Here is a 26,484-nt window from a genome sequence, read left to right on the forward strand (position 1 = left end):
AATGACCGGCCTCGATTCCTGGTACGCCTACATGAAGTCTCATGACCGCACCGCGCTCTGGGACCTTCTGCATCCCGATGCCGTGTTCGAAAGCCCTGTGGTGCATACCCCGCAGCGCGGCCGCGACATCACCTTCAAATATCTCGCCAGCGCCGAGAAGGTGCTTGGCGGCCCCGGCTTCACCTATGTCGGCGAGTGGCGCAGCGACAGTGGCGCCGTGCTCGAATTCAAGACCATGATCGACGGCATCGAGATCAACGGTGTCGACATCATCAGCTTCGATGCCGAGGGACGCATCACCCATTTCAAGGTGATGGTGCGTCCGCTCAAGGCGATCAACATGCTGCACCGCCTGATGGCGGAGCAGCTTGCCGCCGCCCAATCCTAAGCCCAACATCATCCCTTCGAGGCCTGCCGGGAGACCCCCATGCCGATCTATAAAGCCCCCGTCGAAGACGTGAACTTCCTGCTCAACGACGTCTTCCAGATCGACCGCTACGACAATCTGCCGGGCTTCTCCGATGCGTCGAGCGACGTGCGCGACGCCATCCTGGGCGAGGCCGCCAAGCTCGCCGAAGAGGTGTTGCAGCCGCTCAATCGCGTCGGCGATCTCGAAGGCTGTAAGCGCGCGGACGATGGCAGCGTCACCACGCCGAAGGGCTTCAAGGAGGCGTTCAAGCAGGTGGTCGAGGGCGGCTGGCTCGGCCTGTCGGCGCCGACCGAATATGGCGGCCAGGGCCTGCCGGTGACGCTGAGCCAGGCGGTCAACGAATTCCAGATCTCGGCCAACATGGCGTTCTCGATGTATGGCGGCCTCACTATGGGCGCGACCGCGGCGCTGCTGGTGCACGGCACGCCCGAGCAGAAGAAGACCTACGTCCCGAAGATGGTCGCCGGCGAATGGACCGGCACCATGAACCTCACCGAGCCGCATTGCGGCACCGACCTCGGCATGCTCCGCACCAAGGCGGTGCGCCAGGCGGACGGCAGCTTCAGGATCACGGGCACCAAGATCTTCATCTCGGCCGGCGAGCACGATCTCGCCGACAACATCATCCATCTCGTGCTCGCCCGCATCGAGGGCGCTCCCGCCGGCATCAAGGGCGTGTCGCTGTTCGTGGTGCCGAAATTCCTGGTGAACGCCGATGGCTCGGTGGGCGCCCGCAACGGCGTCGTCTGCGGCTCGATCGAGCATAAGATGGGCATCCACGGCAACTCCACCTGCGTGATGAACTACGACAACGCCACCGGCTGGCTGATCGGCGAAGAGAACAAGGGCATGCAGGGCATGTTCGTGATGATGAACGAGGCTAGGCTCGGCGTCGCCGTCCAGGGCCTCGCCCAGTCCGAAGTCGCCTACCAGAACGCCGTCGCCTATGCTCGCGAGCGTATCCAGGGCCGTTCCCTCACCGGCGCCAAGGCGCCGGACAAGCCCGCCGATCCGATCATCGTTCATCCCGACGTACGCCGCACGCTGCTGTCGATCCGCGCCTTCAACGAGGCCGCGCGCGCCTTCGTGATCTGGACCGCGCTGAAGAGCGACGTCGCCCACCGCTCCGAGGATCCCAAGGATCGCCAGGCCGCGGACGACCATATGGGCCTGATGACGCCGGTGCTGAAGGGCTTCCTCACCGACTACGGCTTCGCCAACGCGGTGCAGGCGCAGCAGATGTATGGCGGCCACGGCTACATCGCCGAGCAGGGCATGGAGCAGTTCGTGCGCGATGCGCGCATCGCCATGATCTATGAAGGCGCCAACGGCATCCAGGCGCTCGACCTTGTCGGCCGCAAGCTGCCGCGCGACGGCGGCCGCGCCATCATGGCCTTCTTCGGCGAGGTGATGGCCTTCGCCAAGGAGAATGGCGGCGACGAGGCGCTCAAGCCCTTCATCACGCCGCTCTCCACCTCGCTCGGCCACCTCCAGCAGGCCACCACCTGGCTGATGCAGAATGCGATGGCGAAACCGGACAATGCCGGCGCTGCCGCCACCGATTACCTGCATCTCTTCGGCTTCGTCGCGCTCGGCTATATGTGGGCGAAGATGGCGAAGGTGACGAATGCCAAGATTGCCGAGAGCGGGGCGACGCCTTATCTCTCGACCAAGCTCGTCACCGGCCGCTTCTTCATGGAGCGGATGCTGCCGGAGACGGCCGCCAATCTGGCGCGCATCCAGGCCGGTTGCGCCACCATCATGGAATTGCCGGCGGAAGCCTTCTGAGGCCTGCTCCCGCCGCCGTTTCCCAATAGCTTTCAAACATCACATCAGGAGGGCGTCATGCCTGAGGCATTCATCTACGATCACGTCCGCACCCCGCGCGGCCGCGGCAAGCCGGACGGCGCGCTGCACGAAGTCACGGCGCTCGCGCTCGCGACCGTGCCGCTGAAGGCGCTGAAGGACCGCAACAACCTTCCGGAAGATTCCGTCGACGACGTCATCCTCGGCGTGGTCGATCCGGTCGGTGAAGCCGGATCCGACATCGCGCGCTTCGCTGCGCTGAAGGCCGGCCTCGGCGAAGCCGTTCCCGGCGTGCAGATCAGCCGCTTCTGCGCCTCCGGCCTCGATGCCGTGAACTTCGCCGCGGCGCAGATCATGTCCGGCCAGCATGAGCTCGTGATCGGCGGCGGCGCCGAATCGATGAGCCGCGTCGGCATAGGCGCCTCCGGCGGGGCCTGGCCGGTGGACCCCTCGATCGCGGTGCCGGCCTATTTCATGCCGCAGGGCGTGTCAGCCGATCTGATCGCGACCAAATACGGCTTCTCGCGCGACGACGTCGACGCCTACGCGGTGCAGAGCCAGCAGCGCGCGGGCAAGGCCTGGGACGAGGGCCGCTTCAACAAGTCGGTGGTGCCGGTGAAGGACATCAACGGCCTCACCATCCTCGCCAAGGACGAGCACATGCGTCCCTCGACCACGATGCAGTCGCTGGCGCAGCTGCAGCCGTCGTTCACCATGATGGCGCAGATGGGCGGCTTTGACGGTGTCGCGGTGCAGTCGCATCCCGAGATCGAGCGCGTCAACTACGTGCATCACGCCGGCAATTCGTCGGGCATCGTCGACGGTGCCGGCGCCGTGCTGCTCGGCAGCAAGGAAGCGGGCGCGAAGTACGGCATGAAGCCGCGCGCAAAAATCCGCGCCTTCGCCAACATCGGCTCCGAGCCGGCGATGATGCTGACCGGTCCGGTCGACGTCACCGAGAAGCTGTTTGCGCGCTCGGGCATGAAGAAGTCGGACATTGACCTGTTCGAGCTCAACGAGGCTTTCGCCTCGGTCGTGCTGCGCTACATCCAGGCCTTCGACATCGACAATGCCAAGATCAACGTCAATGGCGGCGCCATCGCGCTCGGCCATCCGTTAGGGGCGACCGGCGCGATGATCCTGGGCACCGTGCTCGACGAGCTCGAGCGCACCAACAAGTCCACCGCCCTGGTCACGCTGTGCATCGGCGGCGGCATGGGCACCGCGACCATCATCGAGCGGGTGTAGGTTCGTAGGGTGGGTTAGCCGCAGGCGTAACCCACCTCTTCTGTCCCCGCAGCGAAAGACCGTGGTGGGTTACGCTTCGCTAACCCACCCTACGAATTCAGAGTCAACCGCCGCGCCTGAGATCGGCTGCGGCACCGAGGAGCAACCAGCATGGCCTACAAGAATTTCAAGGTTGAGACCGACGCAGACGGCATCGCGCTCGTCACCTGGGACATCCCGGGCCGGTCGATGAACGTGCTCGACGAAACCTCGACCAACGAGCTCGAGGCGATCGTCAAGGCGACCACGGCTGACGCCGCGGTGAAGGGCGTCGTCATCACCTCCGCCAAGGAGGCGTTCTGCGCCGGCGCCGACCTGTCGATGCTCGAAGGCATGAACCAGGCCTATGCGAAGGTGTTCAAGGAGCAGGGCGAGACCGCGGCGAACCAGATGCTGTTCGACCAGAGCCGCCGCTTCTCGCTGGTGCTGCGCTCGATCGAGACGTCGGGCAAGCCGTGGGCGGCCGCGATCAACGGCCTCGCGCTCGGCGGCGGCTTCGAGATCACGCTGTGCTGCCATTATCGCGTTGCGGCCGAGAATCCCAAGACGCGCCTCGGCCTGCCCGAGGTCAAGGTCGGCCTTTTCCCCGGCGCCGGCGGCACGCAGCGCGTGCCGCGCCTGGTGCCGCCGCAAGATGCGATGACGATCCTGCTCAAGGGCGACCCCGTCACGGTCGAGAAGGCCAAGGCGCTGAATTTGATTCACGCCGTCGTTCCCGCCGCCGATCTCATCAGGGCCGCCAAGGACTGGATCAAGGGCGGTGGCAAGGCCGTCGCGCCCTGGGACGAGAAGGGCTTCAAGCTGCCCGGCGGTCCGGTGTTCTCCAAGGCCGGCATGATGATGTTCCCGGCCGGCAACGCGATCTACCGCCGCGAGACCTACGACAATTACCCCGCGGCGCGGGCGATCATGAGCTGCGTCTATGAGGGCCTGCAGCTGCCGATCGATGCCGCGCTGCGGGTGGAGTCGCGCTACTTCGCCTCGGTGCTGCGCTCGAAGGAAGCGGCGGCGATGATCCGCAGCCTGTTCCTGTCGATGCAGGAGCTCAACAAGGGCGCGCGCCGCCCGAAGGACGTGCCGCCGACCAAGGTGAAGAAGATCGCGGTGATCGGCGCCGGCTTCATGGGCGCCAGCGTCGGCTACGTCTCGGCCCGCGCCGGCCTCGATGTCGTCCTGATCGACCGCGACCAGGAGAGCGCCGACAAGGGCAAGGGGCATGCGCAGAAGGTGATCGAGGAGCAGATCAAGAAGGGCCGTGCCAAGCCTGGTGACGCCGAAGCGCTGCTCGCGCGCATCACGCCGACCGCGGACTATGCCGCGCTGAAGGACGTCGACCTCGTCATCGAGGCCGTGTTCGAGGACCGCAAGGTCAAGGCGGACACCTTCGCCAAGGCGCAGCAATATCTGAAGCCGAACGTGATCTTCGCCTCGAACACCTCGACGCTGCCGATCACCTCGCTGGCCGAGGGCTTCAAGGACCAAGGCAAGTTCATCGGTATCCACTTCTTCTCGCCGGTCGAGAAGATGATGCTGGTCGAGATCATCCTCGGCAAGAACACCGGCGATCTCGCGCTCGCGACCGCGCTCGACTACGTCCGGCAGATCGGCAAGACGCCGATCGTCGTGAACGACTCTCGCGGCTTCTTCGCCAACCGCTGCGTCGGCCGCTACGTCGCCGAAGGCAACGAGATGTTCCTGGAAGGCGTGCCGCCGGCGATGATCGAAAACTGCGCCAAGATGGCCGGCATGCCGGTCGGCCCGCTCTCGTTGTCGGACGAAGTCGCGCTCGACCTCGGCCTCAAGATCATGAAGGCGACGGAGGCCGATCTCGGCCCCAACGCCATCAATCCCGATCAGAAGAAGCTGATGGTGGAGATGGTCGAGAAGCAGGGCCGCCTCGGCCGCAAGAACAGCAAGGGCTTCTACGACTACCCCGAGAAGGGCAAAGGCCAGAAGAGCCTGTGGCCGGGCTTGTCAGCGCTGCAGCCGAAGCAGCTCGACCCTGATACGCTCGACATCGAGGAGCTGAAGCAGCGCTTCCTGGTGGTGCAGGCGGTGGAAGCGGCGCGCACGGTGGAGGACCACGTCATCACCGATCCGCGCGAGGCGGATGTCGGCTCGATCCTCGGTTTCGGTTTCGCGCCTTTCACCGGCGGCACGCTGTCCTACATCGACTTCATGGGTACGAAGAAGTTCGTCGAGCTCTGCCGCAAGCTCGAGGCGAAATACGGCTCGCGTTTCACCCCGCCGAAGCTGCTCGAGGAGATGGCGGCGAAGGGCGAGACCTTCTACGGCCGCTTCGCGCCGAAGAAGGCGGCGGCCTGAGAGAGACCTGTAGTAGCCCGGATGGAGCGTGAGCGAAATCCGGGCACGCAGAGCCAAAAGGCCGGATCATCGATCCGGCCTTTTTATTGTCCGTCGCCGAACGGCGAGAATGCGCGCCCCGATACGGTCTCGCCGGCGAGGCTGGCCTTCCAGCTGCCTTCCTCGTCGCGGCCGATGCGCACCTCAAGGCGCCAGCCATTCTGGTTGGTGAAAGAGATGTCTGCGCCGCCCCTCGTCTTGGCGTAGCTGCACCGATATTCGGCTCGCTCCGCCCTGGCACCGCTCTTGCTGATGTTTCACCGGATGGCCCATTGGCATTGAAGGTGTCCCGCAATGATCCCCACGGTGTCTCAAGACAGCGCAGCTGGCGTTGCGGTAAGATACGCGCCCCTGCTGATTCTGGGCCGGTCGTGGCGACGCCGCGGGCTCCTCCGGCGGCGCAGAAAAATTCCCTCGTGGCTCGGCCTGGCTCTACTCGTTCTCCTTCTCGATATCGCAATGGCCGTGCTTGCCTGGCTCGCCGTCGATGTCGTCCTGCATTGAGAGCTGGCCTCTGTACAGGTAGAACGTCGCCGCCAGATAGGCGAGCTGGCCGGCAATCAGGCAGCCGACGACGATCGGAACGCCCGTCCAAAATCCAAAGCCTGAGCTCTGAAGGACCGTTGCTGTAACGATCGCGGTCGCCGGCGAGACCAGCAGCAGAGTCCAGACTCGGAAGATGAGCCCCGTCGCAAGGCCAGTGATTGCGCTCGCGAGCAGGAGAAGGAGTACAGCCGTCACAATAGCTTCCCGGTCCAGTGATCTGCGTCGTGTTCTCGCGCTGAAGCTGAGCCAAGTGGAGTGCTCTCACAAGGATAGTGACGGCCGCGGAGTGCACAACGCAGAGTTATTGTTAACCCTGACAATGCTCGTAAAATTGAAGTCAGTGCATCGCGGATCTTCGGATTCAGCGAATGGCGCAAGCAGAGCGCGGGATCATCGATCCCGGTCTTCGGCGCTTCGCCTGTCCTGCTCTGCGAACGGGGGACCAAAGCTCCTGCGCAGCTCGGAGGTGAGGAATTTCAGCTGTGGTGCTCGGAATTGTCGCGGGCCGGCGCCAGCGCCTCGGTCGAGGCCTGACGGCGCTCTTCTGGACAATCGCCGGGCCTTCGGTCACGATCTCGCCGCTGTCGAGGCCCGGCGCAGGGCCTGGCCCCCAGGGGTCAGCTTCAGATAGTCGTCGCCCATTTTCGAGCTTCTTGGCGCCGATTCGACCTCGACCATCTCATAGGGCAGGCCGGCTGACAGGAGGGCCATTGGGGGGACGGCGAGCAGGCACCGGTCGAATCCTGCGGTTTCGCGGAATTCCGCCTGGTGCTTGGTTCGGCCGAAACAGCAACTACATGCACCTGCTTGAAATAGTCAAGATTGATGCAGGTGCATCAAATGGAGTAAGAGACAGGCGACGAACTTGAGCGGGACCATGAAACGCAAACCATCGACCGAGGCAACGGCTGCCTGGATCCGCCTGATGCGGGTGCAGAGCCGCGTGCTCGATTGCGTCGAGCAGGACTTGAAGAAGGCCGGCTTCCCACCGCTGGCCTGGTATGATGCGCTGCTCGAATTGTCGCGGGCGCCCTCGGGCGAACTGCGGCCGGTCGAACTCGAGCGGCAGATGCTGATCCCGCAATATTCCACCTCGCGGCTGATCGACCGCCTGGTCGACGAGGGCCTTGCCTCGCGGCGCGAATGCAAGATCGACAAGCGCGGCCAGTTCGTCGAGATCACGGAAGCCGGCCGCGAGTTGCAGAAGCGGATGTGGGGCGCCTATTCGGCTGCGATCGAGAAATATGTCGGCTCGAAACTGTCCGATGCCGACGCCGTCAAGCTCAGCAATCTGCTCGATCGCCTGGGCTGCTCGTGCGGCGAGGTGAAACTGCCGCCCGCGGGCGTCAACGAAAGCATGCCGTCGCGATGATCGCGCGGCAAACCGCTCGTCCGCGCAACCGGTGGGTTCGCGGGCCATCCCTGTCACCGCGCGCGTTCGGTCGAAGCGCCTTTTGATTAGAGTTTGATATGGCGCGAGACCAGATCGATATGACGCCGCTGCAGTCACGCGACGAACTCGTCGCGTGGTTCGAGGCCGGCTGCAAGGACCCGTCCGAATTCCGCATGGGCACCGAGCACGAGAAGACGCCGTTCACGCTCGACGGCCACCGTCCGGTGCCTTACGAGGGCGCGCGCGGCATCGGTGCGCTGCTCGAAGGCATGAAGCTCCTGCTCGGCTGGGAGCCGATCATGGAGAGGGGCAACATCATCGGCCTCTACGACGTCACCGGTGGCGGCGCGATCTCGCTCGAGCCCGGCGGACAGTTCGAGCTGTCCGGCGCGCCGGTCGAGAACGTGCACCAGACCCAGGGCGAGTTGATGGCGCATCTGGCACAGGTGCGCGAGATCGCAACGCCGCTCGGCATCGGCTTCCTCGGGCTCGGCATGACGCCGTCCTGGTCGCGCGCCGATATCCCGGTGATGCCCAAGGGCCGCTACAAGATCATGACCAATTACATGCCGAAGGTCGGTCAGTACGGCCTCGACATGATGTACCGGACCTGTACCGTGCAGACCAATCTCGACTTCTCCTCCGAAGCCGACATGGTCAAGAAGCTGCGCGTCTCGCTCGCGCTCCAGCCGGTCGCGACGGCGCTGTTTGCCAATTCGCCGTTCACCGAGGGCAAGCCGAATGGCTTCCTGTCGTTCCGGTCCGAGATCTGGCGCGACACCGACAACGCGCGCGCGGGCATGATGCCGTGGGCCTTCGAGGACGGCATGGGATTCGAGCGCTATGTCGACTACGCGCTCGACGTGCCCATGTATTTCGTCAAGCGCGGCGAGGAATACATCGACGTGTCGGGCTCCTCGTTCCGCGCGTTCTTCGAGGGCCGCAACAACAATCTTCCCGGCGAGCGTCCGACGCTGTCGGACTGGGCCAACCATCTCTCGACGATCTTCCCGGAAGTGCGGCTCAAGCGCTATCTTGAGATGCGCGGCTCCGACGGCGGTCCGTGGGGCCGCTTGCCGGCGCTGCCGGCGTTCTGGGTCGGGCTGCTGTACGACGACGTTTCGCTCGACGCCGCCTGGGACATGGTGAAGCACTGGACCGCGCATGAGCGTCAGGCCTTGCGCGATGACGTGCCGCGCTTCGGCTTCAAGGCGCGAATCAAGGACCGCTATCTGTTCGAGATCGCCAAGGAGTGCCTCGTTCTGGCACATGCCGGCCTGCGCCGGCGCGGCCGGATCGACCAGCTTGGCCGCGACGAGACCCGACACCTCGAGCCGCTCGATCGCATCATCGATTCCGGCCGGACGCCGGCGGAGGAGATGCTGGAGAAGTTCAACGGTCCTTGGAAGGGCTCGGTGGAACCGGTCTACGCGGAGTATGCGTTCTAGATCGGCAAGCTCGATCAGGACCTGAGCCGTTCATCGCCCATACAGGTTTGCGGCGATCAAATGGCCGGCCGAAAAAACCTGAGCGTCGTCAATAACTCGAAAGCTGTTCCGATGAGGAAGGGCCGCCTGTCCGGGGTCGTCATGACCAGCGTCGCGGCATGCGTGATTCTGCTTTCGCTTGCATTTGCGAGCGTGCCGGCGCCTGCCCAGACGGCGTTCGATCGCCCCGGCGGCGACTATTTCAGCACGCCGGTCACGTCGGGCGATCCCGAGGATTGCGCGCTGCTTTGCGAGCGTGATCGCCGCTGCCGCTCCTGGAGCTTCAGCTATCCCGACGTCGAAGGCGGCTCGGCGGTCTGCTGGCTGAAGAACACCGTGCCGCCGCGCGTGCCGGGAAGTTGCTGCATCTCCGGGGTGCGCGGCGCCGGCGTGATCGAGCCGCGCGTCGAAGGCGTCGAGACCTCGATCGACCGCCCGGGTGGCGATTTGCGCAATTTCGAGCTCAAGGACGGCGAAAGCGTAGAGGCCTGCAAGGCCGCCTGCACCGCCGACAACAAATGCCGTGCCTTCACCTATGCCCGCCCCGGCTACACGGGACGCGAGGCGCGCTGTTTCCTGAAGAAGGAGATCAAGCCGCCGCGCCGCAAGGCCGGATTCACGTCGGGCGTGGTGCGGTAGTATTCATACTCTTGCCCTGGGCGCAGCGCGGCGCTCCTTCAGCGCTGCGCTGCAGAGCCGGGGCCCATGCCACACTGCATGCTGTTGCGCATGGGTCCCGGCTCTGCGCCGCATCGTTTCACGATGCGTCTTGTCCGGGACACGTGGAGCTTATGCGTCCGCCGCAACCACCGTCAGCTCGGGCCACAGTGCCTTCCATCGCGCGGTTTTCGTCTCGTAATTGGCGGCGGAGAAGTTCGGCGCCCGGTTGGGCCTTACGATCAGCCTTGCGACGTCATCGAACCCGTGGGGCGCATAGACGTCGAAATTCCCACCAACGGGTCGGATACCCAGCTGCGTATTCTTGGTGAGGAAACGGTCGATGCCGTCCGTCGAGCGCGTCAGCGGCGGATAGGGCAGGTTATGCTTGCCGGGGTACCACAGATGCACCCGTGCCTGGTTGCGGATCTCGATCTTGGCGCCGAGATGCGCGAGCCGCGCATGCAGTCTGCGGATCACCGCGTCTTCCGCCTCCCACGACGTATCGGGATCGAAGTAGAACACGTCGTAGTCGGCGATGCCGTGACTGATCGCGCGGCCGGTGAGCACGTTCCACACCGTCTGCACCAAGCAACCCGCGACCAGCCAGGCATCCGGCAGCGCAAGCTGCGCGAGGGCATCGGCAATCGCGACGTTGACGGGATTTCTCAGGGCAAGCGTGAGGAATTCGTCACGGTTCATCGTGAAGGGGAGAGACTTCCGCTCAATGCACGGCGGTGAAGAACCGGGCAAGCCTGAATCCGGACAGCCAGGTCCACACCGGCTGACCGCGCATGCCGAGATCCCAGGAGCCGAGCACGGCATCGGCACGGCCGATCAGATTGTCGATCGGCAACAGGCCGACGCCGCCGGCGCGCAGCGGCACGCGGCTGTCGGCGGAATTGTCGCGGTTGTCGCCGAGCACGAAGAGATGCCCGGCCGGCACCGTCACTTCGGGCGTGTTGTCGAGCGGGCCGTTGTCGCGCATCTTGAAGATCAGATGCGAGACGCCGTTCGGCAACGTCTCGACATAGCGATAGGCAGGCTCGCTGCCACCACGGTCGTCCTCGGCGGCGCCGACGCCATCGGGCTTCAGCTCGGCCGGGCGGTCGTTGATGAAGAGCTGCCCCTGCCGCATCTGGATGCGATCGCCGGGCAGCCCCACGACGCGCTTGACCCAGGCCTGCGAGCGATCGCCGGGCCAGCGGAACACGACGACGTCACCGAGCTTTGGCGTCTCCGCGAACACCCGGCCGCTCTCGGGCAGGCTGATCTGGATCGGCAGCGACGAGGTGCCGTAGCCATAGGGGAATTTCGAGGCGAGCAGCGCATCGCCGATCAGCAGCGTCGGCTCCATCGAGCCCGACGGCACGTAGAACGGCTCGGCGAGCGCGCCCTTGGCGATGAAGACCGCGGCGACGATGCCGGCGAGCTGCACGAGTTGGCCACCCCAGCCGCTGCTTTTCCGCTTGGGGGTGACAGTCACTTTGTCTTCCACGCTCATGCGCCCGTTCCACCCACGGTGATGCGTTCCATCAGCAGCGATGGCTGGCCGACGCCGACCGGCACGCCCTGACCATTCTTGCCGCAGGTCCCGATGCCGGTATCGAGCGCAAGGTCGTTGCCGATCATGCGGATGCGATGCAGGTCGGTCGGCCCGTTGCCGATCAGCATGGCGCCCTTCAGCGGCGCGCCGATCTTGCCGTTCTCGATCTTGTAGGCCTCGGTGCACTGGAACACGTATTTGCCCGAGGTGATGTCGACCTGGCCGCCACCGAAATTCGCGGCGAACACGCCGTTTTTGACCGAGGCGAGGATCTCGGCGGGATCGCGGTCGCCCGCGAGCATGTAGGTGTTGGTCATGCGCGGCATCGGCACATGGGCGTAGCCCTGGCGACGGCCGTTGCCGGTCGGCTTCATGTTCATCAGCCGCGCGTTTTGGCGATCCTGCATGTAGCCGACGAGGATGCCATCCTCGATCAGCACGGTGCGGTTGGTCGGCGTGCCCTCGTCGTCGATCGACAACGAGCCGCGCCGCGAGGCGATGGTGCCGTCGTCGACGACCGTGACGCCCTTGGCCGCGACCTGCTGGCCCATCAGGCCGGCAAAGGCGGAGGTCTTCTTGCGGTTGAAGTCGCCCTCCAGGCCATGGCCGACCGCTTCATGCAGCATCACGCCGGGCCAACCGGCACCGAGCACGACGTCCATCTCGCCGGCCGGCGCCGGAATCGATTCCAGATTGACCAGCGCCTCGCGCAGCGCGCCGTCGGCGGCCTCGCGCCAGGATCTGCTCTCGATGAATTCGGCATAGCCGGCACGGCCGCCATAGCCCTTGCTGCCGCTCTCCTGGCGGTCACCCTGGCCGGCGACGACGGAAATGTTCACGCGCACCAGCGGACGGATGTCGCGATAGCTCTCGCCGTCGGGCCGCAGGATCTCGACGACCTGCCAGGTCGCGCCCAGGCTGACGCTGACCTGCCGAACCCGCGGATCCTTGTCGCGCAGGTAAGCGTCGATCTCGGCGAGCAGCTTGACCTTGGTCTCGAAGCCGGGCGCATCGAGCGGATTGTCGTCACTATAAAGCCGCACGTTGGTATGCGCCGGCGGCGCGGCGAAGCTGCCGGAGTAGCCGCCGCGCACGGCGGCGACCGCGTCGGCGGCGCGAATCAGCGCCGGCAGCGACACGTCGGAGGAATGGGCGTAGCCAACCGCGTCGTCCTTGACGGCGCGCAGGCCAAACCCTTGCGATGTGTCGTAGGTCGCCTGCTTCAGCCGCCCATTGTCGAACATCAGCGCTTCGGTCTGGCTGTACTCCAGGAACAATTCGCCGTCGTCGGCGCCCGAGAGCCCGCGCGCGACCTCGCTGCGAACCTGGTCGCGGTCGAGATTGGCACGGTCGAGCAGGGAGGTTGTTGCAGGGTTGGTCATGCGTCCGTCCATTATCGGGGGCTGTGGGGCAAGATAATGGTTTCGGACCGGTTCCGCGAGGGCGCCGAGCCTCACATTACGGAAACAATAGGATCCCTCACCAGTGCCGGATCGGCCGCTACGGCAGCTTGTCGTAGCCCTCGCCGAGCCCGTTCAGGCTGAGCGGGAAGCCGATGCCTTCTTCGGGGGTCTCGAAGATGATGAAGGTCGCGGTCTTGGCGCTGCGCAGCTGGCCGAGCAGCTTGTCGTCCATCACCACTTCCGCCACGCAGCCGTTGGGCAGGCATCTGACGAAACCGGCGCGGCCGACGTCCTGGTTGTCGAGCTTGAGTCCGAGGCCGGAGGGCAGCAGCACACCCAGCGGCGCCACCACGCGCATGAGGCGGCTCTTCTGGTCGGCGGTTTTCAGCACGATCACGGTCAGGCCGGCATTGGAGCGGTCTTCCGCCACCACGCTCTGGATCAGCGCGCATTGCTCGGTCTGGGCGCCAGGCGGAGTATCGCAGCGGATCTGCCAGTCGCCATGGACGGAGCGCACCGCGCCCTGCGCATGGGCGAGGCCGGGGAGCGCCAGGAGGACGATCGCGGTCAGGAGGGCGGTCAGCGCCGGGAGGCCGCTAGCTGGCTTTGCCATCGATCTCGAAAGCCCCATCGGGTCGGTCCCTCTGCTCGCCTGGGTCGCTCGCGCTTGGCAGGCCAATCTGGCGGACTGATACGGGAATGACGGCGTCTTGAAGGCGATTCCCAAGCAAATTCCGCGCCGCCTCGCGCCGCCGCCGCCGGCACGAATCAGGCTCCTGCGCAGCCATCCGCCAGTGCCTACCGCGGGCAATTCCGCTGTCAAGCCGCGGCATCCCGGGAAACGGTATTTTTGTTTGATGTTGCTAGGAAATATCTTGCCGATGATGGCTGACAGACCGAGCTCAAGACTGCATTGCGATAGATCAAGAATTATGGTTTGAGAGGCTTGATTTCGCGTTCTAGCGATCTGGCCCCAATTCCTCTTAGAGGTATTCTTGCGTGGCGGTTTGTCGGACTGGCGGATCGAATAAGCGTTTCCCGGAAGCAGGGGAATGCACTTGGGGTGATTTCGTAAGGGGAGCGCGAACGGCATGAGGATGTCGATGGGTCGGGTGGGCCGGCAATTGCTGGGATTGGCCACCATCGCCTTGGTGGCGGCTGGCGTCACGCTGGGGACGGGTGGTGCGGCATTCGCCGCTGAGCTCGGGCAGCCGGCGCCGTGGGAGTGGACGCTTCAGCAGTCCGGTTCCCCGGTGATGGACAATATCGTCTGGTTCCACAATTTCCTGTTCGTGCTGATCACCCTGATCACGCTGTTCGTCCTGGCGCTGCTGGTGATCGTGGTCATCAAGTTCAACGCGAGGGCCAATCCGGTGCCGTCGCGGACCACCCACAACACGCTGATCGAGGTGGCCTGGACGCTGATTCCCGTGCTGATCCTGGTCGGCATTTCGGTGCCGTCGTTCAGGCTTCTGTTCCTCGAGCTGGACATTCCGAAGGCGGACCTGACCGTCAAGGCGACGGGCAAGCAGTGGTACTGGTCCTACGCCTATCCCGACAACGGCAAGTTCGAGTTCGATTCGCTGATGGCCCAGGACAAGCAGCCCCGCCTGCTCGGCGTCGACAACGAGATGGTGGTCCCGGTCAACAAGGTGATTCGGGTCCAGACCACGGGCGCGGACGTCATCCACGCCTTCGCGCTGCCGGCTTTCGGCGTCAAGATCGACGCCATTCCGGGCCGGCTGAACGAGACCTGGTTCAAGGCCACCAAGACCGGCATGTATTACGGCCAGTGCTCGGAACTGTGCGGCAAGGATCACGCCTTCATGCCGATTGCGATCCGCGTGGTGAGCGACCAGGAGTTCGCCTCCTGGGTCGAGGCGGCCAAGAAGAAATATGCGAGCGGCGGCACCAGCACCTACGCCTCCGCGGCCGGCCCGACGCAGTAAGCGTCGGGTGACGGCTCGAGGGACTGAAAGCGATAAAAGGGCGGGACCTCCAAAGGTCCGAATGGGACGCAAGGCAGGATTTGAAAATGGCAACGAGCGCAGCGGCACACGGCGATCACGCGCAAGACCACGGACATGACGAGCACGCCCATCCGACCGGATGGCGCCGCTACGTCTACTCGACCAACCACAAGGACATCGGCACGATGTACCTCATCTTCGCGGTCATCGCCGGCGTGATCGGCGCCGCGATGTCGATCGCGATCCGGGCCGAGCTGATGTATCCGGGCGTGCAGATCTTCCACGAGGCGCACACCTACAACGTGTTCGTGACCTCCCACGGCCTGATCATGATCTTCTTCATGGTCATGCCTGCGATGATCGGCGGCTTCGGCAACTGGTTCGTGCCGCTGATGATCGGCGCGCCCGACATGGCGTTCCCGCGCATGAACAACATCTCGTTCTGGCTGCTGCCGGCGTCCTTCGCGCTGCTCCTGATGTCGACCTTCGTCGAGGGCGAGCCGGGCTCCAACGGCGTCGGAGCGGGCTGGACCATGTACGTGCCGCTGTCGAGCTCCGGCCATCCGGGGCCGGCCGTCGACTTCGCGATCCTGTCGCTGCATCTGGCGGGCGCCTCGTCGATCCTCGGCGCCATCAACTTCATCACCACCATCTTCAACATGCGCGCGCCGGGCATGACCCTGCACAAGATGCCGCTGTTCGTGTGGTCGATCCTGGTGACGGTGTTCCTGCTGCTGTTGTCGCTGCCGGTTCTCGCCGGTGCGATCACCATGCTGCTCACCGACCGCAATTTCGGCACGACGTTCTTCGCACCCGACGGCGGCGGCGACCCGGTGCTGTTCCAGCATCTGTTCTGGTTCTTCGGTCACCCCGAGGTGTATATCCTGATCCTGCCCGGCTTCGGCATGATCAGCCAGATCGTCTCGACCTTCTCGCGCAAGCCCGTGTTCGGCTATCTCGGCATGGCCTACGCCATGGTCGCGATCGGCGGCATTGGCTTCGTGGTGTGGGCGCACCACATGTACACGGTCGGCATGTCCTCGGCGACGCAGGCCTATTTCGTCGCGGCCACGATGGTCATCGCGGTTCCGACCGGCGTGAAGATCTTCTCCTGGGTCGCCACGATGTGGGGCGGCTCGATCGAATTCCGCGCCCCGATGATCTGGGCGGTGGGCTTCATCTTCCTGTTCACGATCGGCGGCGTCACCGGCGTCGTGCTGGCGAATGCCGGCGTCGATCGCGTGCTGCAGGACACCTATTACGTCGTCGCGCACTTCCACTACGTGCTGTCGCTCGGTGCGGTGTTCGCGATCTTCGCCGGCTGGTACTACTGGTTCCCGAAGATGTCGGGCTACATGTACAACGAGACTTTGGCCAAGGCGCACTTCTGGGTCACCTTCATCGGCGTCAACATGGTGTTCTTCCCGCAGCACTTCCTCGGGTTGTCGGGCATGCCGCGCCGCTACGTCGATTATCCCGACGCCTTCGCGGGCTGGAATCTGATCTCGTCGCTCGGTTCCTACATCTCCGGCTTCGGCGTGCTGATCTTCCTCTACTGCGTGATCGACGCTTTCGCCCGCAAGGTACCGGCGGGCAACAACCCCTGGGGTGCCGGCGCGACCACGCTGGAGTGGACGCTGTCCTCGCCGCCGCCCTTCCATCAGTTCGAAGTGCTGCCCCGCGTGCAGTAAGCAGTCTTCCGCGGCGCCCGTGACGGGCGCCGCGGCGCTATAACGAAGCGAGTAGATCTAAGTGTCCGTCCTCGACCAGAACGCCATCGACATCAATCCCCGCATCTCCGAAGCGGAGGTCGGCGATTACATCGCGCTGCTCAAGCCCCGCGTGATGTCGCTGGTCATCTTCACCGCGCTGGTCGGAATGGCGATGGCGCCCGGGCATTTCCACCCCGTGCTGGCGATCACCTCGCTGCTCTGCATCGCGGTCGGTGCCGGCGCCTCCGGGGCCCTCAACATGGCGCTCGAAGGCGACATCGACGCCAAGATGTCGCGCACTGCGAACCGGCCGATCCCGCGCGGCCGCATCACCCGTCCCGAAGCCATGGCGTTCGGCATGACGCTCGCCTTCTTCTCGGTGATGACGCTCGGCATTCTCGTCAACTGGATCGCAGGCAGCCTGCTTGCCTTCACCATCTTCTTCTACGTCGTGATCTATACGATGTGCCTCAAGCGCTGGACCGCGCAGAACATCGTGATCGGCGGCGCCGCCGGCGCGCTGCCGCCGGTGGTGGCCTGGGCTGCGGTAACGGGCACGGTCGACGTCGAGCCGCTGCTGCTGTTCGCCATCATCTTCTTCTGGACCCCGCCGCATTTCTGGGCACTGGCACTGTTCCGCTCCGACGACTACGCGCGCGCCGGCGTTCCGATGCTGCCCAACGTCGCCGGGCCCGACGCGACCCGTCTCCAGATCCTGCTCTACACCATCGTGTTGATTGCGGTCGCTGCGGCGCCCTGGGCGCTCGGCTATTTCGATGCCGTCTACGGCATCGTCTCGCTGATCCTCGGCGCCGGCATGCTGGTGCTCGCGATCAACGTCTATATGCGTCGCGAACGCAGCCAGTCGCTGCGCGCGACCCGCAAGCTGTTCGCTTTCTCGATCCTGTATCTGTTCGCGCTGTTCGCGACCCTGCTGGCCGAGGTCGTGTACCGGGCGCTTGCTCCGATGGTTGGGGGCGCATGAGGCAGGAATGGCTGACAAACCCGAGCCAGATGGAATCGTCCTCACCGAGGCGCAGCGGAGGAGCCGTCGTCAGCGTTCGATCGCAATCGCGCTCGCGCTCGGTGTTCTCGTGGTGCTGTTCTTCGCCGTCACCATGGTCAAGGGACCGGCAGTGCTCGTACGGCCGATGTAGGTAACATGGATCACGAGCCGACCATATCGCGGGATCAGAGCCGGACGGCCAAGAAGGGCCGTCTCGGTGGGCTTGGTTTCAGTGGCCTTGGCCGCGACGCGCTGGTCGCCTCGATCTGCGGCGGCGTGGTCGCGCTGATGGTCGGTGCGTCCTACGCGGCGGTGCCGTTCTACAACTGGTTCTGCCGTGCCACGGGCTTCAACGGCACGACGCAGGTCGCGACTTCTGCGCCGGCCACCGGTCCGATCGCGCGGAGGATATCGGTGCGCTTCGATTCCAACGTCGCGCCCGGCCTGCCCTGGAAATTCGAGCCGGAGCAGAGCGAGATCGAGGTCAATATCGGCCAGGTCGTGACCGTCTTCTACACCGTGACCAACCAGGCCGCGCGCACGACCGCGGGCCAGGCCGCCTACAACGTCGCGCCGCTGACGGTCGGCTCCTATTTCCAGAAGATCAACTGCTTCTGCTTTACCGAGCAGACCATGGCGCCCGGCGAGAAGCGCGAGATGCCGGTCGTGTTCTATGTCGATCCCTCGATCGTCGACGACCACGAGAATGACGGGCTGAGCTCGATCACGCTGTCCTACACGTTCTATCCGGTGCGCGACCCCGTAGTGAAGCCGCTCGCCGCCAGCGAGGACGACAAACGCAAGGGAAATCTTTGACCGCCGGGCTCACGGTCGGGCGGTTGGAAACAAGGGGATAAGTGCCTGACAGGCACGGGATTGAGGAGAGAGACGGAATGGCTACGGCGCACACCAAGCATCACGACTATCACCTGGTCGATCCCTCTCCCTGGCCGGCCGTCGGCTCGCTCTCGGCCTTCATCATGGCGGTCGGCGCGATCGCCTGGATGCACCACATGTTCTCGGCCGCGCCGATCGTGTTCGGCGTCGGCACCGTGGGCGTGCTCTACACCATGGCGAGCTGGTGGGCCGACGTGATCAAGGAAGCCCAGTACAAGGGCGATCACACCCGGGTCGTGCAGCTGCATCACCGCTACGGCATGATCCTGTTCATCGCCTCCGAGGTGATGTTCTTCGTCGCCTGGTTCTGGGCTTATTTCAACGCGGCGCTGTTTCCGGCCGACGCCGTCCATGCCACCCGCGATGCGGTGTTCGGCTGCGGCCTCGGCACCCAGCCCGGTGCTTGCGCGGTCCCCGGCACCTGGCCGCCGAAGGGCATCGAGACTTTCGACCCCTGGCATCTGCCGCTCCTGAACACGCTGATTCTGCTCACCTCCGGCACCACCGTGACCTGGGCGCACCATGCGCTGCTCGAGAACGACCGCCAGGGCCTGAAATACGGCCTGATCCTCACCGTCGTGCTCGGTGCGCTCTTCACCTGCGTGCAGGCCTATGAGTACAGCCACGCGGCGTTCTCCTTCGCCGGCAATGTCTATGGCGCGACCTTCTTCATGGCGACCGGCTTCCACGGCTTCCACGTGCTGGTCGGCACCATCTTCCTGCTGGTCTGCCTGTTCCGCGCCTATGCCGGCCATTTCACGCCGAAGCAGCATCTCGGCTTCGAGTTCGCCGCCTGGTACTGGCACTTCGTCGACGTGGTCTGGCTGTTCCTGTTCCTCTGCATTTACGTCTGGGGACGCGGCGCCGAGACCATGGCCCACGCCGCCCATTAAGTTGCATCGAACCGATCAGAAAGGGCGGCCCCAGGGCCGCCCTTTTGCTTGCCGGCCGCCGAACGTTCGGCGGAAACTGTGATAGGGTCCGCCATCATGAACGACACCGCCGGCCCACCGCAGCCCGAAACCACCGTCCTGCAAAGCGCGATGCGCGGGCTCGCCTGCAAATGCCCGCGCTGTGGCCAGGGCAAGCTTTATGCGGGCTTCCTGACGCTCGCGCCCGCGTGCGACCGCTGCGGCCTCGACTATGCTTTCATCGATACCGGCGACGGCCCGGCGATCTTCATCATCATGCTCGCCGGCGGCATCGTTGTTGCGTGCGCACTCATCGTCGAAGTCAAATACCAGCCGCCATATTGGCTTCATGCCGTGCTCTGGCTGCCGCTGATTCTCGCCACCACGCTGTTGCCGCTGCGTGCGATGAAATCGCTGCTGATCGCGCTGCAGTTCCACTACAAGGCGGCGCCGGGCCGGTTGGTCGATCGCGCGAAATGAACGAGCCTGCGCGCAAGGCCCGCGTGGCCGGTTTCGCGCTGTTCACGCTGTTCCTGACGGCTGTGTTCGTCGCGCTCGGTGTCTGGCAGTTGCAGCGCCGGACAGCCAAGCACGAGCTGATCGCGGCGCTCACCGAGCGGCTTGCGGCGGCGCCAGTCGCACTGCCGCCGCCGGCGCTGTGGACCGGGCTGAATCCTGCTCGCGATGAATTCCGCCGCGTCAGCTTCACCGCCACCTACGCGGCCCTGCCCGATGCGATGGTCTATTCCTCCGGCTCCGCGGTGCGCAAGGACGCCTCCGGCCCCGGCACCTGGGCGTTTCTGCCGGCGCGGCTATCCACGGGCGAGACGGTCGTGATCGATGCGGGCTTCGTCGAGAACACGATGCAGGATCGCGATGTCGAGGATCGCGCGGTGAAGAAGCTCGTCACGGGCCAACCGGTGGCGCTCACCGGCTATCTGCGCTTTCCCGAGGCGCCGGGCTGGCTGACGCCGGCGGAGAATCGCGACAAGCGGCTCTGGTTCGTGCGCGATCACCTGGGAATCGCAAGTGCGCTCGGCTGGGGGACGGTCGCGCCGTTCTATGTCGATCTCGAGCATCCCGCGCCCGCGAATGGCATTCCGCGCCCGGGACCGCTCGACGTGAATCTGAAGGACGATCACCTGCAATATGCGGTGACCTGGTTCACGCTGGCCGGCGCCGTTCTGATCGCCTTCGCCGTATGGGCAAGAGGCCGGCGGCAGAGCTGAGCTTGTTCGGAACCATCTTGAGGGAACCCGGTATCGCCCGGGGTTTATTATTCAGCACATATTCACGAGTGTGGTCCTAAGCCGCTGGTTCTTTTCCGCGGCAGACAGGATGCGGCGTGAGCGATTTCGACCAGATGGGAATTATCGTCGATTGGGTGGACGCCTGCCGGAAGGGCGACCTCACGGCGCTGCTCGACCTCTATGCCGACGACGCCCAGCTCGAATGCACGTGCAACGGCACGCAGCGATATCAGGGACGGGGCGAGCTCGAAGCCTATTGGCAGCCGCGGCTCAGCGCCTTCTCGTCGGCTGGTTTCGGGCTGGAGGAAATCCATCCGACGCCCCACGGCGTCGATCTCGAATATTCCGTCGCCGGCGCGCTGCGCATTCAGGCCTCGTTTCGTTTCAACCCGGAAGGCAAGATCCGCAGCACGATATGCGAGCCCGCGCGCCAGAACGCGCATGACGGCTGCGTATGCTAGTCTAGCCTGCTGACGGCACGTCCCGCATCGTTTCGACAGGAAGACGGCAGCGGACGTAAGTTCGCTCATCCACGCGCAACAGGGATAGCGATCCGGTGAGCGCGCGCACGCGCTCATGCATGCCGGTCAAGCCCCGGCCGAAGATGTTGTCCGCAGGAAAGCCGCCGCCGTCGTCGGAGATCTCGATCGCGAGTGTCTCGCCGGCGACGGTCGCCCTTACATGGGCGTTGCTGGCGTTGGCGTGGCGCAGCACGTTGGTCAGTGCCTCCTGTATCAGCCGATACACGGTTTGGGCCGCCGGCCCGTCGATCACGTTCAGATCGGCGTCGATCGTGTCCGTCAGGATGATGTGCGGTGCCTGATTGCGAAAGGTCCGGAGCAGCGTCTGCACGCTGGTCGAAAGGCCGAGTTCCTCGATATAGAGCGGCCGCAGCCGGTCGAGGATACGGTGATTGGTCTGCTGGAGCGCCTCGACCGATTGCAGCAGGCTCTGTGCGGAATTGCCGAAATTTCCCGCCAGCGGCGCAGCCTCGACCAGCGCGATCGTACCGGCGCGGATGCTGAACAGCAGCGGTCCGAGTTCGTCGTGCAGTTCGCGGGCGAGGTCGCGCCGCTCGTCGTCCTGGAGCGACACCAGCCGGTGCATCAGATCGCGATTGTCCTGGCTCAGTTGCGCCAGCGTTGCAGCCAGCGCATTCGCCTCTTCGCAGCCTTGCCGGATTTCCGGCGGACCCCCGACCGGAATCGGCCTGGTGTAATCGCCCCGTCGTATCCGCGTGAGACCTTGGCCGAGATCTCGCAAAGGGCGCAGGACGGATCCCGCCAAGACATAGGCGATCGTGCCGGTAAGAACCATCAGCACGGCGACCAGGCTGGTGAGCGCGAGAAAGCCGATCCATTTCTCGAACAGATCGGCCGACATGTCCTGCAGGAATACGATATCGCCGATGCGTCTGCCGTCGATCATCACCGGGGATGCCGCATCCATGTCGGGGGTGGCGAGAAGGTCGATGAACCATTGCGGCACGCCATGCGGCCTGTGCAGGCCGTCCTTCGGTGACGGCGCGGGACCCGCATCCAAGGCGCGGAATTGGATATCGGAGGAGGTGTCCAAGGAATGGACAAAGGCGTCGAGCGTCCGCCGTGGATTGTCCGATGTGCGCAGCGTGTCGTTGAGCGCGGCGGCGATGGCCTCTGTCGAACGTCGTCTCGGCTCGTTCTCCGCCGCCAGTTGGTCCGTTGCGAATATATGGAGCAGCACGCCCGCCAGGATCAGCGCCGCCAGAAAGCTGGCGCCGAGTGGAACAAACAGTTGCGTCCTGAACGAAAGTCGTTGCCACATTAGGCCAATTCTAACGCGCATCGGCGGGATTTACCCTTTCCATTTATTCCCGCCGGTCTATGAGTCGAAAAACAAGAGAGTGCGCGATGCAAGATACCGCCAAGCTGGCGACCAGGGTCCTGATCGTCGACGACCATCCGGTAGTGCTGTCCGGTTGCCGCACCCTGTTCGCGTCCGACCATTCAATTCGCATTGACGAGGCGAGCGACGCCAAATCCGGGCATCGCGCCTATGTCAGCAAGCGGCCCGACGTCACCGTGATCGACATCAGCCTGCCCGATGTCTCCGGCTTCGAACTGATGCGACGCATCCGCAAGGACGATCCCGACGCCAAGATCATCATGTTCAGCATGAACGACGATCCGGCCTTCGTGGTGCGGGCAGTCGAGCTCGGGGCGCAGGGCTATGTCTCCAAGGGCGACGATCCTCGGATCCTGCTGAAAGCGGTACGCAAGGTGGTCGCGGGCGACAATTTCATCTCGCCGCAACTCGCCGAGGCCGTGACGTTTTCCGGTGCGGCCATCAAAGCCAATCCGGCCTCACAGATGACGCCGCGGGAGCTCGAGATCCTGCGCCTGCTTGGACGTGGCGACAAGATCGTCGAGGTCGCCGAGGCGCTCGGCATCTCTTACAAAACCGTGGCCAACACCACATCCCTGCTCAAGCAGAAGCTGGGCGCCAAGAACCACTCCGACCTGATCCGGATCGCAGTGGAAATCGGGATGAACTGACCTTCTGCCAGCGACCGAACCGGCTGCTCCAGGATGCAGCGGTTCGGTCGACGGATCGACGCCGCCGTTGGCCGGGCAATGCATGGGCAACGGGCGGCACCCATCCGCGGACACAATGGGCCGGGCCTGTATTCGTTCCTGCAGCAGAAGACATTTCGGGAAAAAGTAGCAGTTTGAAAGAAGCCTCCGGCTGCGCTGCATCAGCCGGCGCCCGAAAGGAGTCGGGAAAAACAGGAACATTTTTCGGCCGGCACGGTTTTGGCCCTTGACGACTTCGTGGCAGGCGACGAATGCTTGCCGGAACAGTTTTGACGGCGCGACCCTGACGAAGCAAACCGGTCTGCACACAACGACAGACCTTCCAAGAGAAGGGCTGCGGCAATGCCGCAGCCCTTTTTCATTGGGCGACGGGAGGGGCCGGAAGCGGTTTCCTGATGCCGCAAAACACTTTATGGTGGCCCAAAGCCTCTGGCTGTTATCAAGTAGTTTCGTAAGATCAAAGGCTTAAGGACCTGGCCTCGGTTCGGCCCGGCCTTTGGAGGGCAGTTTGACTCGTTATATCTCGACCCGGGGCGAGGCCCCCGAACTCGGCTTCTGTGACGTGATGCTGACCGGGCTTGCCCGCGACGGGGGCCTGTATGTGCCGGCGGCCTGGCCACAGCTCCCGACCGAGACGATCGCCGGCTTCTTCGGCCGGCCCTATTGGGAGGTCGCGGTCGACCTGATTCGTCCCTTCGCCGGCGGCGAGATTTCGGACGCCGAGCTTGGTCGTATGGCGAACGAGGCCTATGCCACCTTCCGCCATCCCGCGGTGGTGCCGCTGCGCCAGATGTCGCCGCACCAGTTCGTGCTGGAGTTGTTCCACGGCCCGACGCTCGCCTTCAAGGACGTGGCGATGCAGCTGATCTCGCGGCTGATGGACCACGTGCTCGCCAAGCGCGGACAGCGCACCACCATCGTGGTCGCCACCTCCGGCGACACCGGCGGCGCAGCGGTCGAAGCCTTTGCGGGACTCGAGAATGTCGATCTCATCGTGCTGTTTCCGCACGGCCGCATCTCCGAGGTGCAGCGGCGAATGATGACGTCGACGGGCGCGGCCAACGTCCATGCGCTCGCCATCGAGGGCACCTTCGACGATTGCCAGGCGATCGTGAAGGGGATGTTCAACAACCATCGCTTCCGCGATGCGACTTCGCTGTCCGGCGTGAATTCCATCAACTGGGCGCGCATCGTCGCCCAGGTGGTCTACTATTTCACCTCCGCCGTTGCCGTTGGGGCGCCGGCGCGCGCGGTCGATTTCGTCGTGCCGACGGGCAATTTCGGCGACATCTTCGCCGGCTACGTCGCCAAGCGCATGGGGCTGCCGGTGCGGACCCTGCGCATCGCCGCCAACGTCAACGACATCCTGGCGCGGACGCTGAAGACCGGAATCTACGAGGTGCGCGAGGTGCACGCGACGGCGTCGCCGTCGATGGACATCCAGATCTCGTCCAATTTCGAGCGGTTGCTGTTCGAGGCGAGCCGGCGCGATGCAGCAGGCGTGCGCCGTCTGATGGAATCGCTGAAGCAGTCCGGACGTTTCGTGCTGCCCGATGCGACGCTCGCCGCGATCCGCGAGGAGTTCGATGCAGGGCGCGCCGACGAGACCGAGACTGCGGCTGCGATCCGCGCCGCCTGGCGCGAAGCAGGCGAACTGGTCGATCCCCACACGGCGGTGGCGCTCGCCGTTGCGGACCGCGATACCACCGACACGAGGGTGCCGAGCATCGTGCTCTCCACTGCCCATCCGGCCAAATTCCCCGACGCTGTCGAGGCGGCCTGCGGCCAGCGGCCGCAATTGCCGGCCTGGCTGGACGGCTTGATGACCAAATCCGAACACATGAGGGTGATGAAGAACGATCAGGCCGAGGTCGAGCGGTTCGTGCTGTCGGCCAGCCGCGCCGCAAAGCAAGGAGTTGCCGGATGAGCGTCGAGATGACCAAACTTGCCTCCGGCCTGACCGTCGTCACCGACGAGATGCCCCATCTCGAGACTGCGGCGCTCGGCGTCTGGGCCGGCGTCGGCGGACGCGACGAGAAGCCGAACGAGCATGGCATCTCGCATTTGCTCGAGCACATGGCGTTCAAGGGCACGACCAAGCGCTCCTCGCGCGAGATCGTCGAGGAGATCGAGGCGGTCGGCGGCGACCTCAATGCCGGCACCTCGACCGAGACCACGTCCTATTACGCGCGGGTGCTGAAGGCCGACGTGCCGCTCGCGCTCGACGTGCTCGCCGACATCCTCGCCAATCCAGCCTTCGAGCCCGACGAGCTGGAGCGCGAGAAGAACGTGATCGTCCAGGAGATCGGTGCCGCGCAGGACACGCCCGACGATGTCGTGTTCGAGCATCTGAACGAGCTCTGCTATCCTGACCAGCCGATGGGCCGCTCCCTGCTCGGCACGGCCAAGACGCTACGCGCCTTCAACCGCGACATGCTGCGCGGCTACCTCTCGACGCATTATCGCGGGCCCGACATGGTGGTGGCGGCCGCCGGCGCGGTCGATCACAGCCAGGTCGTCGCCGAGGTCGAGAGACGCTTTGCCAGCTTCGAGGGGACGCCGGGGCCGAAGCCGCAGACCGCTCAGTTCGGCAAGGGCGGCACCAAGGTGGTGCATCGTGAGCTCGAGCAGGCGCATCTGACGCTGGCGCTGGAAGGCGTGCCGCAGAGCGACGCGTCGCTGTTCTCGCTCCAGGTCTTCACCAACATCCTCGGCGGCGGAATGTCGTCGCGCCTGTTCCAGGAGGTGCGCGAGAAGCGCGGCCTCTGCTACTCCATCTACACCTTCCACGCGCCTTATTCCGACACCGGCTTCTTCGGCCTCTACACCGGCACCGACCCGGCCGACGCGCCGGAGATGATGGAGGTCGTGGTCGACATCATGAATGATTCGGTGGAAACGCTGACAGACGCCGAGATCGCCCGGGCCAAGGCGCAGATGAAGGCGGGCCTGCTGATGGCACTGGAGAGCTGCTCCTCCCGTGCCGAGCAGCTTGCCCGGCATGTGCTCGCCTACGGGCGGCCGCAGACGGCGCAGGAACTGGTAGCCCGGATTGATGCCGTCAGCATCGAATCGACGAGGGACGCGGCGCGTGCGCTGCTGTCGCGGAGCCGGCCCGCCGTTGTCGCATTGGGCAGTGGCAGGGGTCTGGACACGGCCGTATCTTTTGCGGAAGGATTGACCCGGGCGCGCGCCAAGGCGCGGCTGCATTAGGAGCTGTGCTAGGGAGCCCCACCCCGGAAAGCA

25 protein-coding genes are annotated in these 26,484 nt (G+C 64.8%); 19 read left to right on the top strand and 6 right to left on the bottom strand.

Features of this window, described 5'->3' with window-relative positions; translation table 11 throughout:
* The first annotated feature begins 1 nt into the window (after window position 1).
* From EDE08_RS28890 to EDE08_RS28905, 4 genes are all read left to right on the top strand, one after another.
* The gene (locus tag EDE08_RS28890) at window positions 2-388 is read left to right on the top strand and encodes a nuclear transport factor 2 family protein (RefSeq protein ID WP_131872106.1); all 387 of its coding nucleotides are present in this window, start codon (window positions 2-4) and stop codon (window positions 386-388) included.
* A gap of 39 nt (window positions 389-427) precedes the next feature.
* Complete coding sequence (locus tag EDE08_RS28895; protein WP_131872107.1) at window positions 428-2,218, top strand: acyl-CoA dehydrogenase C-terminal domain-containing protein; 1,791 nt, start codon at window positions 428-430, stop codon at window positions 2,216-2,218.
* Between the two features lie 57 nt (window positions 2,219-2,275).
* A complete protein-coding gene (locus EDE08_RS28900; RefSeq protein ID WP_061882502.1) occupies window positions 2,276-3,484 on the top strand; it encodes an acetyl-CoA C-acetyltransferase in 1,209 nt (402 codons plus the stop codon).
* A gap of 150 nt (window positions 3,485-3,634) precedes the next feature.
* Window positions 3,635-5,848 (top strand): FAD-dependent oxidoreductase, encoded by a 2,214-nt coding sequence (locus EDE08_RS28905; RefSeq protein WP_131872108.1) that lies wholly within the window; start codon window positions 3,635-3,637, stop codon window positions 5,846-5,848.
* A 471-nt stretch (window positions 5,849-6,319) separates the two neighbouring features.
* On the opposite strand, the gene EDE08_RS28910 is transcribed toward EDE08_RS28905, so the two are convergent.
* Entirely contained in the window at window positions 6,320-6,628 is a 309-nt protein-coding gene (locus EDE08_RS28910) for a hypothetical protein (RefSeq protein ID WP_131872109.1), read from the bottom strand.
* A gap of 682 nt (window positions 6,629-7,310) precedes the next feature.
* Between EDE08_RS28910 and EDE08_RS28915 the strand changes: the two genes are divergently transcribed.
* The 3 genes from EDE08_RS28915 (at window position 7,311) to EDE08_RS28925 (ending at window position 9,952) form a co-directional block, all read left to right on the top strand.
* The gene (locus EDE08_RS28915) at window positions 7,311-7,805 is read left to right on the top strand and encodes a MarR family winged helix-turn-helix transcriptional regulator (RefSeq protein ID WP_061882499.1); all 495 of its coding nucleotides are present in this window, start codon (window positions 7,311-7,313) and stop codon (window positions 7,803-7,805) included.
* A gap of 98 nt (window positions 7,806-7,903) precedes the next feature.
* Complete coding sequence (locus EDE08_RS28920) at window positions 7,904-9,274, top strand: glutamate--cysteine ligase (RefSeq protein ID WP_131872110.1); 1,371 nt, start codon at window positions 7,904-7,906, stop codon at window positions 9,272-9,274.
* Window positions 9,275-9,385: 111 nt separating this feature from the next.
* Window positions 9,386-9,952, top strand: coding sequence for a PAN domain-containing protein (locus EDE08_RS28925; protein ID WP_131872111.1), 567 nt, complete (start codon window positions 9,386-9,388; stop codon window positions 9,950-9,952).
* Between the two features lie 150 nt (window positions 9,953-10,102).
* Here the strand turns inward: EDE08_RS28925 and EDE08_RS28930 are convergent, their stop codons facing one another.
* From EDE08_RS28930 to EDE08_RS28945, 4 genes are all read right to left on the bottom strand, one after another.
* Complete coding sequence (locus tag EDE08_RS28930; protein ID WP_131872112.1) at window positions 10,103-10,672, bottom strand: nucleotidyltransferase family protein; 570 nt, start codon at window positions 10,670-10,672, stop codon at window positions 10,103-10,105.
* 22 nt (window positions 10,673-10,694) lie between these two features.
* Window positions 10,695-11,474, bottom strand: coding sequence for a signal peptidase I (lepB, locus tag EDE08_RS28935; RefSeq protein WP_061882496.1), 780 nt, complete (start codon window positions 11,472-11,474; stop codon window positions 10,695-10,697).
* Window positions 11,471-12,898 (bottom strand): metalloprotease TldD, encoded by a 1,428-nt coding sequence (gene tldD / locus EDE08_RS28940; RefSeq protein WP_131872113.1) that lies wholly within the window; start codon window positions 12,896-12,898, stop codon window positions 11,471-11,473. The genes lepB and tldD overlap by 4 nt, the downstream gene beginning before the upstream one ends.
* 118 nt (window positions 12,899-13,016) lie before the next feature.
* Entirely contained in the window at window positions 13,017-13,550 is a 534-nt protein-coding gene (locus EDE08_RS28945) for an invasion associated locus B family protein (protein WP_028179828.1), read from the bottom strand.
* A 460-nt stretch (window positions 13,551-14,010) separates the two neighbouring features.
* Between EDE08_RS28945 and coxB the strand changes: the two genes are divergently transcribed.
* From coxB to EDE08_RS28990, 9 genes are all read left to right on the top strand, one after another.
* Entirely contained in the window at window positions 14,011-14,868 is an 858-nt protein-coding gene (gene coxB, locus EDE08_RS28950; RefSeq protein ID WP_131872114.1) for a cytochrome c oxidase subunit II, read from the top strand.
* Between the two features lie 86 nt (window positions 14,869-14,954).
* Window positions 14,955-16,580 (top strand): cytochrome c oxidase subunit I, encoded by a 1,626-nt coding sequence (gene ctaD, locus EDE08_RS28955; protein ID WP_131872115.1) that lies wholly within the window; start codon window positions 14,955-14,957, stop codon window positions 16,578-16,580.
* Between the two features lie 61 nt (window positions 16,581-16,641).
* Window positions 16,642-17,586, top strand: coding sequence for a heme o synthase (locus EDE08_RS28960; RefSeq protein ID WP_061882493.1), 945 nt, complete (start codon window positions 16,642-16,644; stop codon window positions 17,584-17,586).
* Window positions 17,587-17,593: 7 nt separating this feature from the next.
* Window positions 17,594-17,758, top strand: coding sequence for a cytochrome c oxidase system small membrane protein (locus EDE08_RS28965; RefSeq protein WP_131872116.1), 165 nt, complete (start codon window positions 17,594-17,596; stop codon window positions 17,756-17,758).
* Window positions 17,759-17,763: 5 nt separating this feature from the next.
* Window positions 17,764-18,423: a cytochrome c oxidase assembly protein gene (locus EDE08_RS28970; protein WP_131872117.1), complete on the top strand. Its 660-nt coding sequence runs from the start codon at window positions 17,764-17,766 to the stop codon at window positions 18,421-18,423.
* A gap of 77 nt (window positions 18,424-18,500) precedes the next feature.
* Complete coding sequence (locus EDE08_RS28975) at window positions 18,501-19,397, top strand: cytochrome c oxidase subunit 3 (RefSeq protein WP_131872119.1); 897 nt, start codon at window positions 18,501-18,503, stop codon at window positions 19,395-19,397.
* A gap of 96 nt (window positions 19,398-19,493) precedes the next feature.
* On the top strand, window positions 19,494-19,895 hold the full coding sequence (locus EDE08_RS28980) for a DUF983 domain-containing protein (RefSeq protein WP_131872405.1): 402 nt from the start codon (window positions 19,494-19,496) through the stop codon (window positions 19,893-19,895).
* Window positions 19,892-20,644, top strand: a complete 753-nt coding sequence (locus EDE08_RS28985; protein ID WP_131872121.1) for an SURF1 family protein — start codon at window positions 19,892-19,894, stop codon at window positions 20,642-20,644. The genes EDE08_RS28980 and EDE08_RS28985 overlap by 4 nt, the downstream gene beginning before the upstream one ends.
* Window positions 20,645-20,760: 116 nt before the next feature.
* Window positions 20,761-21,126 (top strand): nuclear transport factor 2 family protein, encoded by a 366-nt coding sequence (locus EDE08_RS28990; RefSeq protein WP_131872123.1) that lies wholly within the window; start codon window positions 20,761-20,763, stop codon window positions 21,124-21,126.
* Between the two features lies 1 nt (window position 21,127).
* On the opposite strand, the gene EDE08_RS28995 is transcribed toward EDE08_RS28990, so the two are convergent.
* Window positions 21,128-22,468, bottom strand: a complete 1,341-nt coding sequence (locus tag EDE08_RS28995; protein WP_131872125.1) for an ATP-binding protein — start codon at window positions 22,466-22,468, stop codon at window positions 21,128-21,130.
* An 86-nt stretch (window positions 22,469-22,554) separates the two neighbouring features.
* Between EDE08_RS28995 and EDE08_RS29000 the strand changes: the two genes are divergently transcribed.
* The 3 genes from EDE08_RS29000 to EDE08_RS29010 all read left to right on the top strand — a co-directional run bounded on the left by EDE08_RS29000 (window position 22,555) and on the right by EDE08_RS29010 (window position 26,451).
* The gene (locus tag EDE08_RS29000; RefSeq protein WP_028178165.1) at window positions 22,555-23,199 is read left to right on the top strand and encodes a response regulator transcription factor; all 645 of its coding nucleotides are present in this window, start codon (window positions 22,555-22,557) and stop codon (window positions 23,197-23,199) included.
* Window positions 23,200-23,746: 547 nt separating this feature from the next.
* Entirely contained in the window at window positions 23,747-25,165 is a 1,419-nt protein-coding gene (gene thrC, locus EDE08_RS29005; protein ID WP_165936250.1) for a threonine synthase, read from the top strand.
* Entirely contained in the window at window positions 25,162-26,451 is a 1,290-nt protein-coding gene (locus EDE08_RS29010) for a M16 family metallopeptidase (protein ID WP_131872129.1), read from the top strand. Before thrC ends, EDE08_RS29010 begins: the two co-directional genes overlap by 4 nt.
* The last annotated feature ends 33 nt before the right edge of the window (window positions 26,452-26,484 follow it).

This window comes from Bradyrhizobium sp. R2.2-H (assembly GCF_004346455.1).
Classification (GTDB): Bacteria; Pseudomonadota; Alphaproteobacteria; order Rhizobiales; family Xanthobacteraceae; genus Bradyrhizobium; species Bradyrhizobium diversitatis.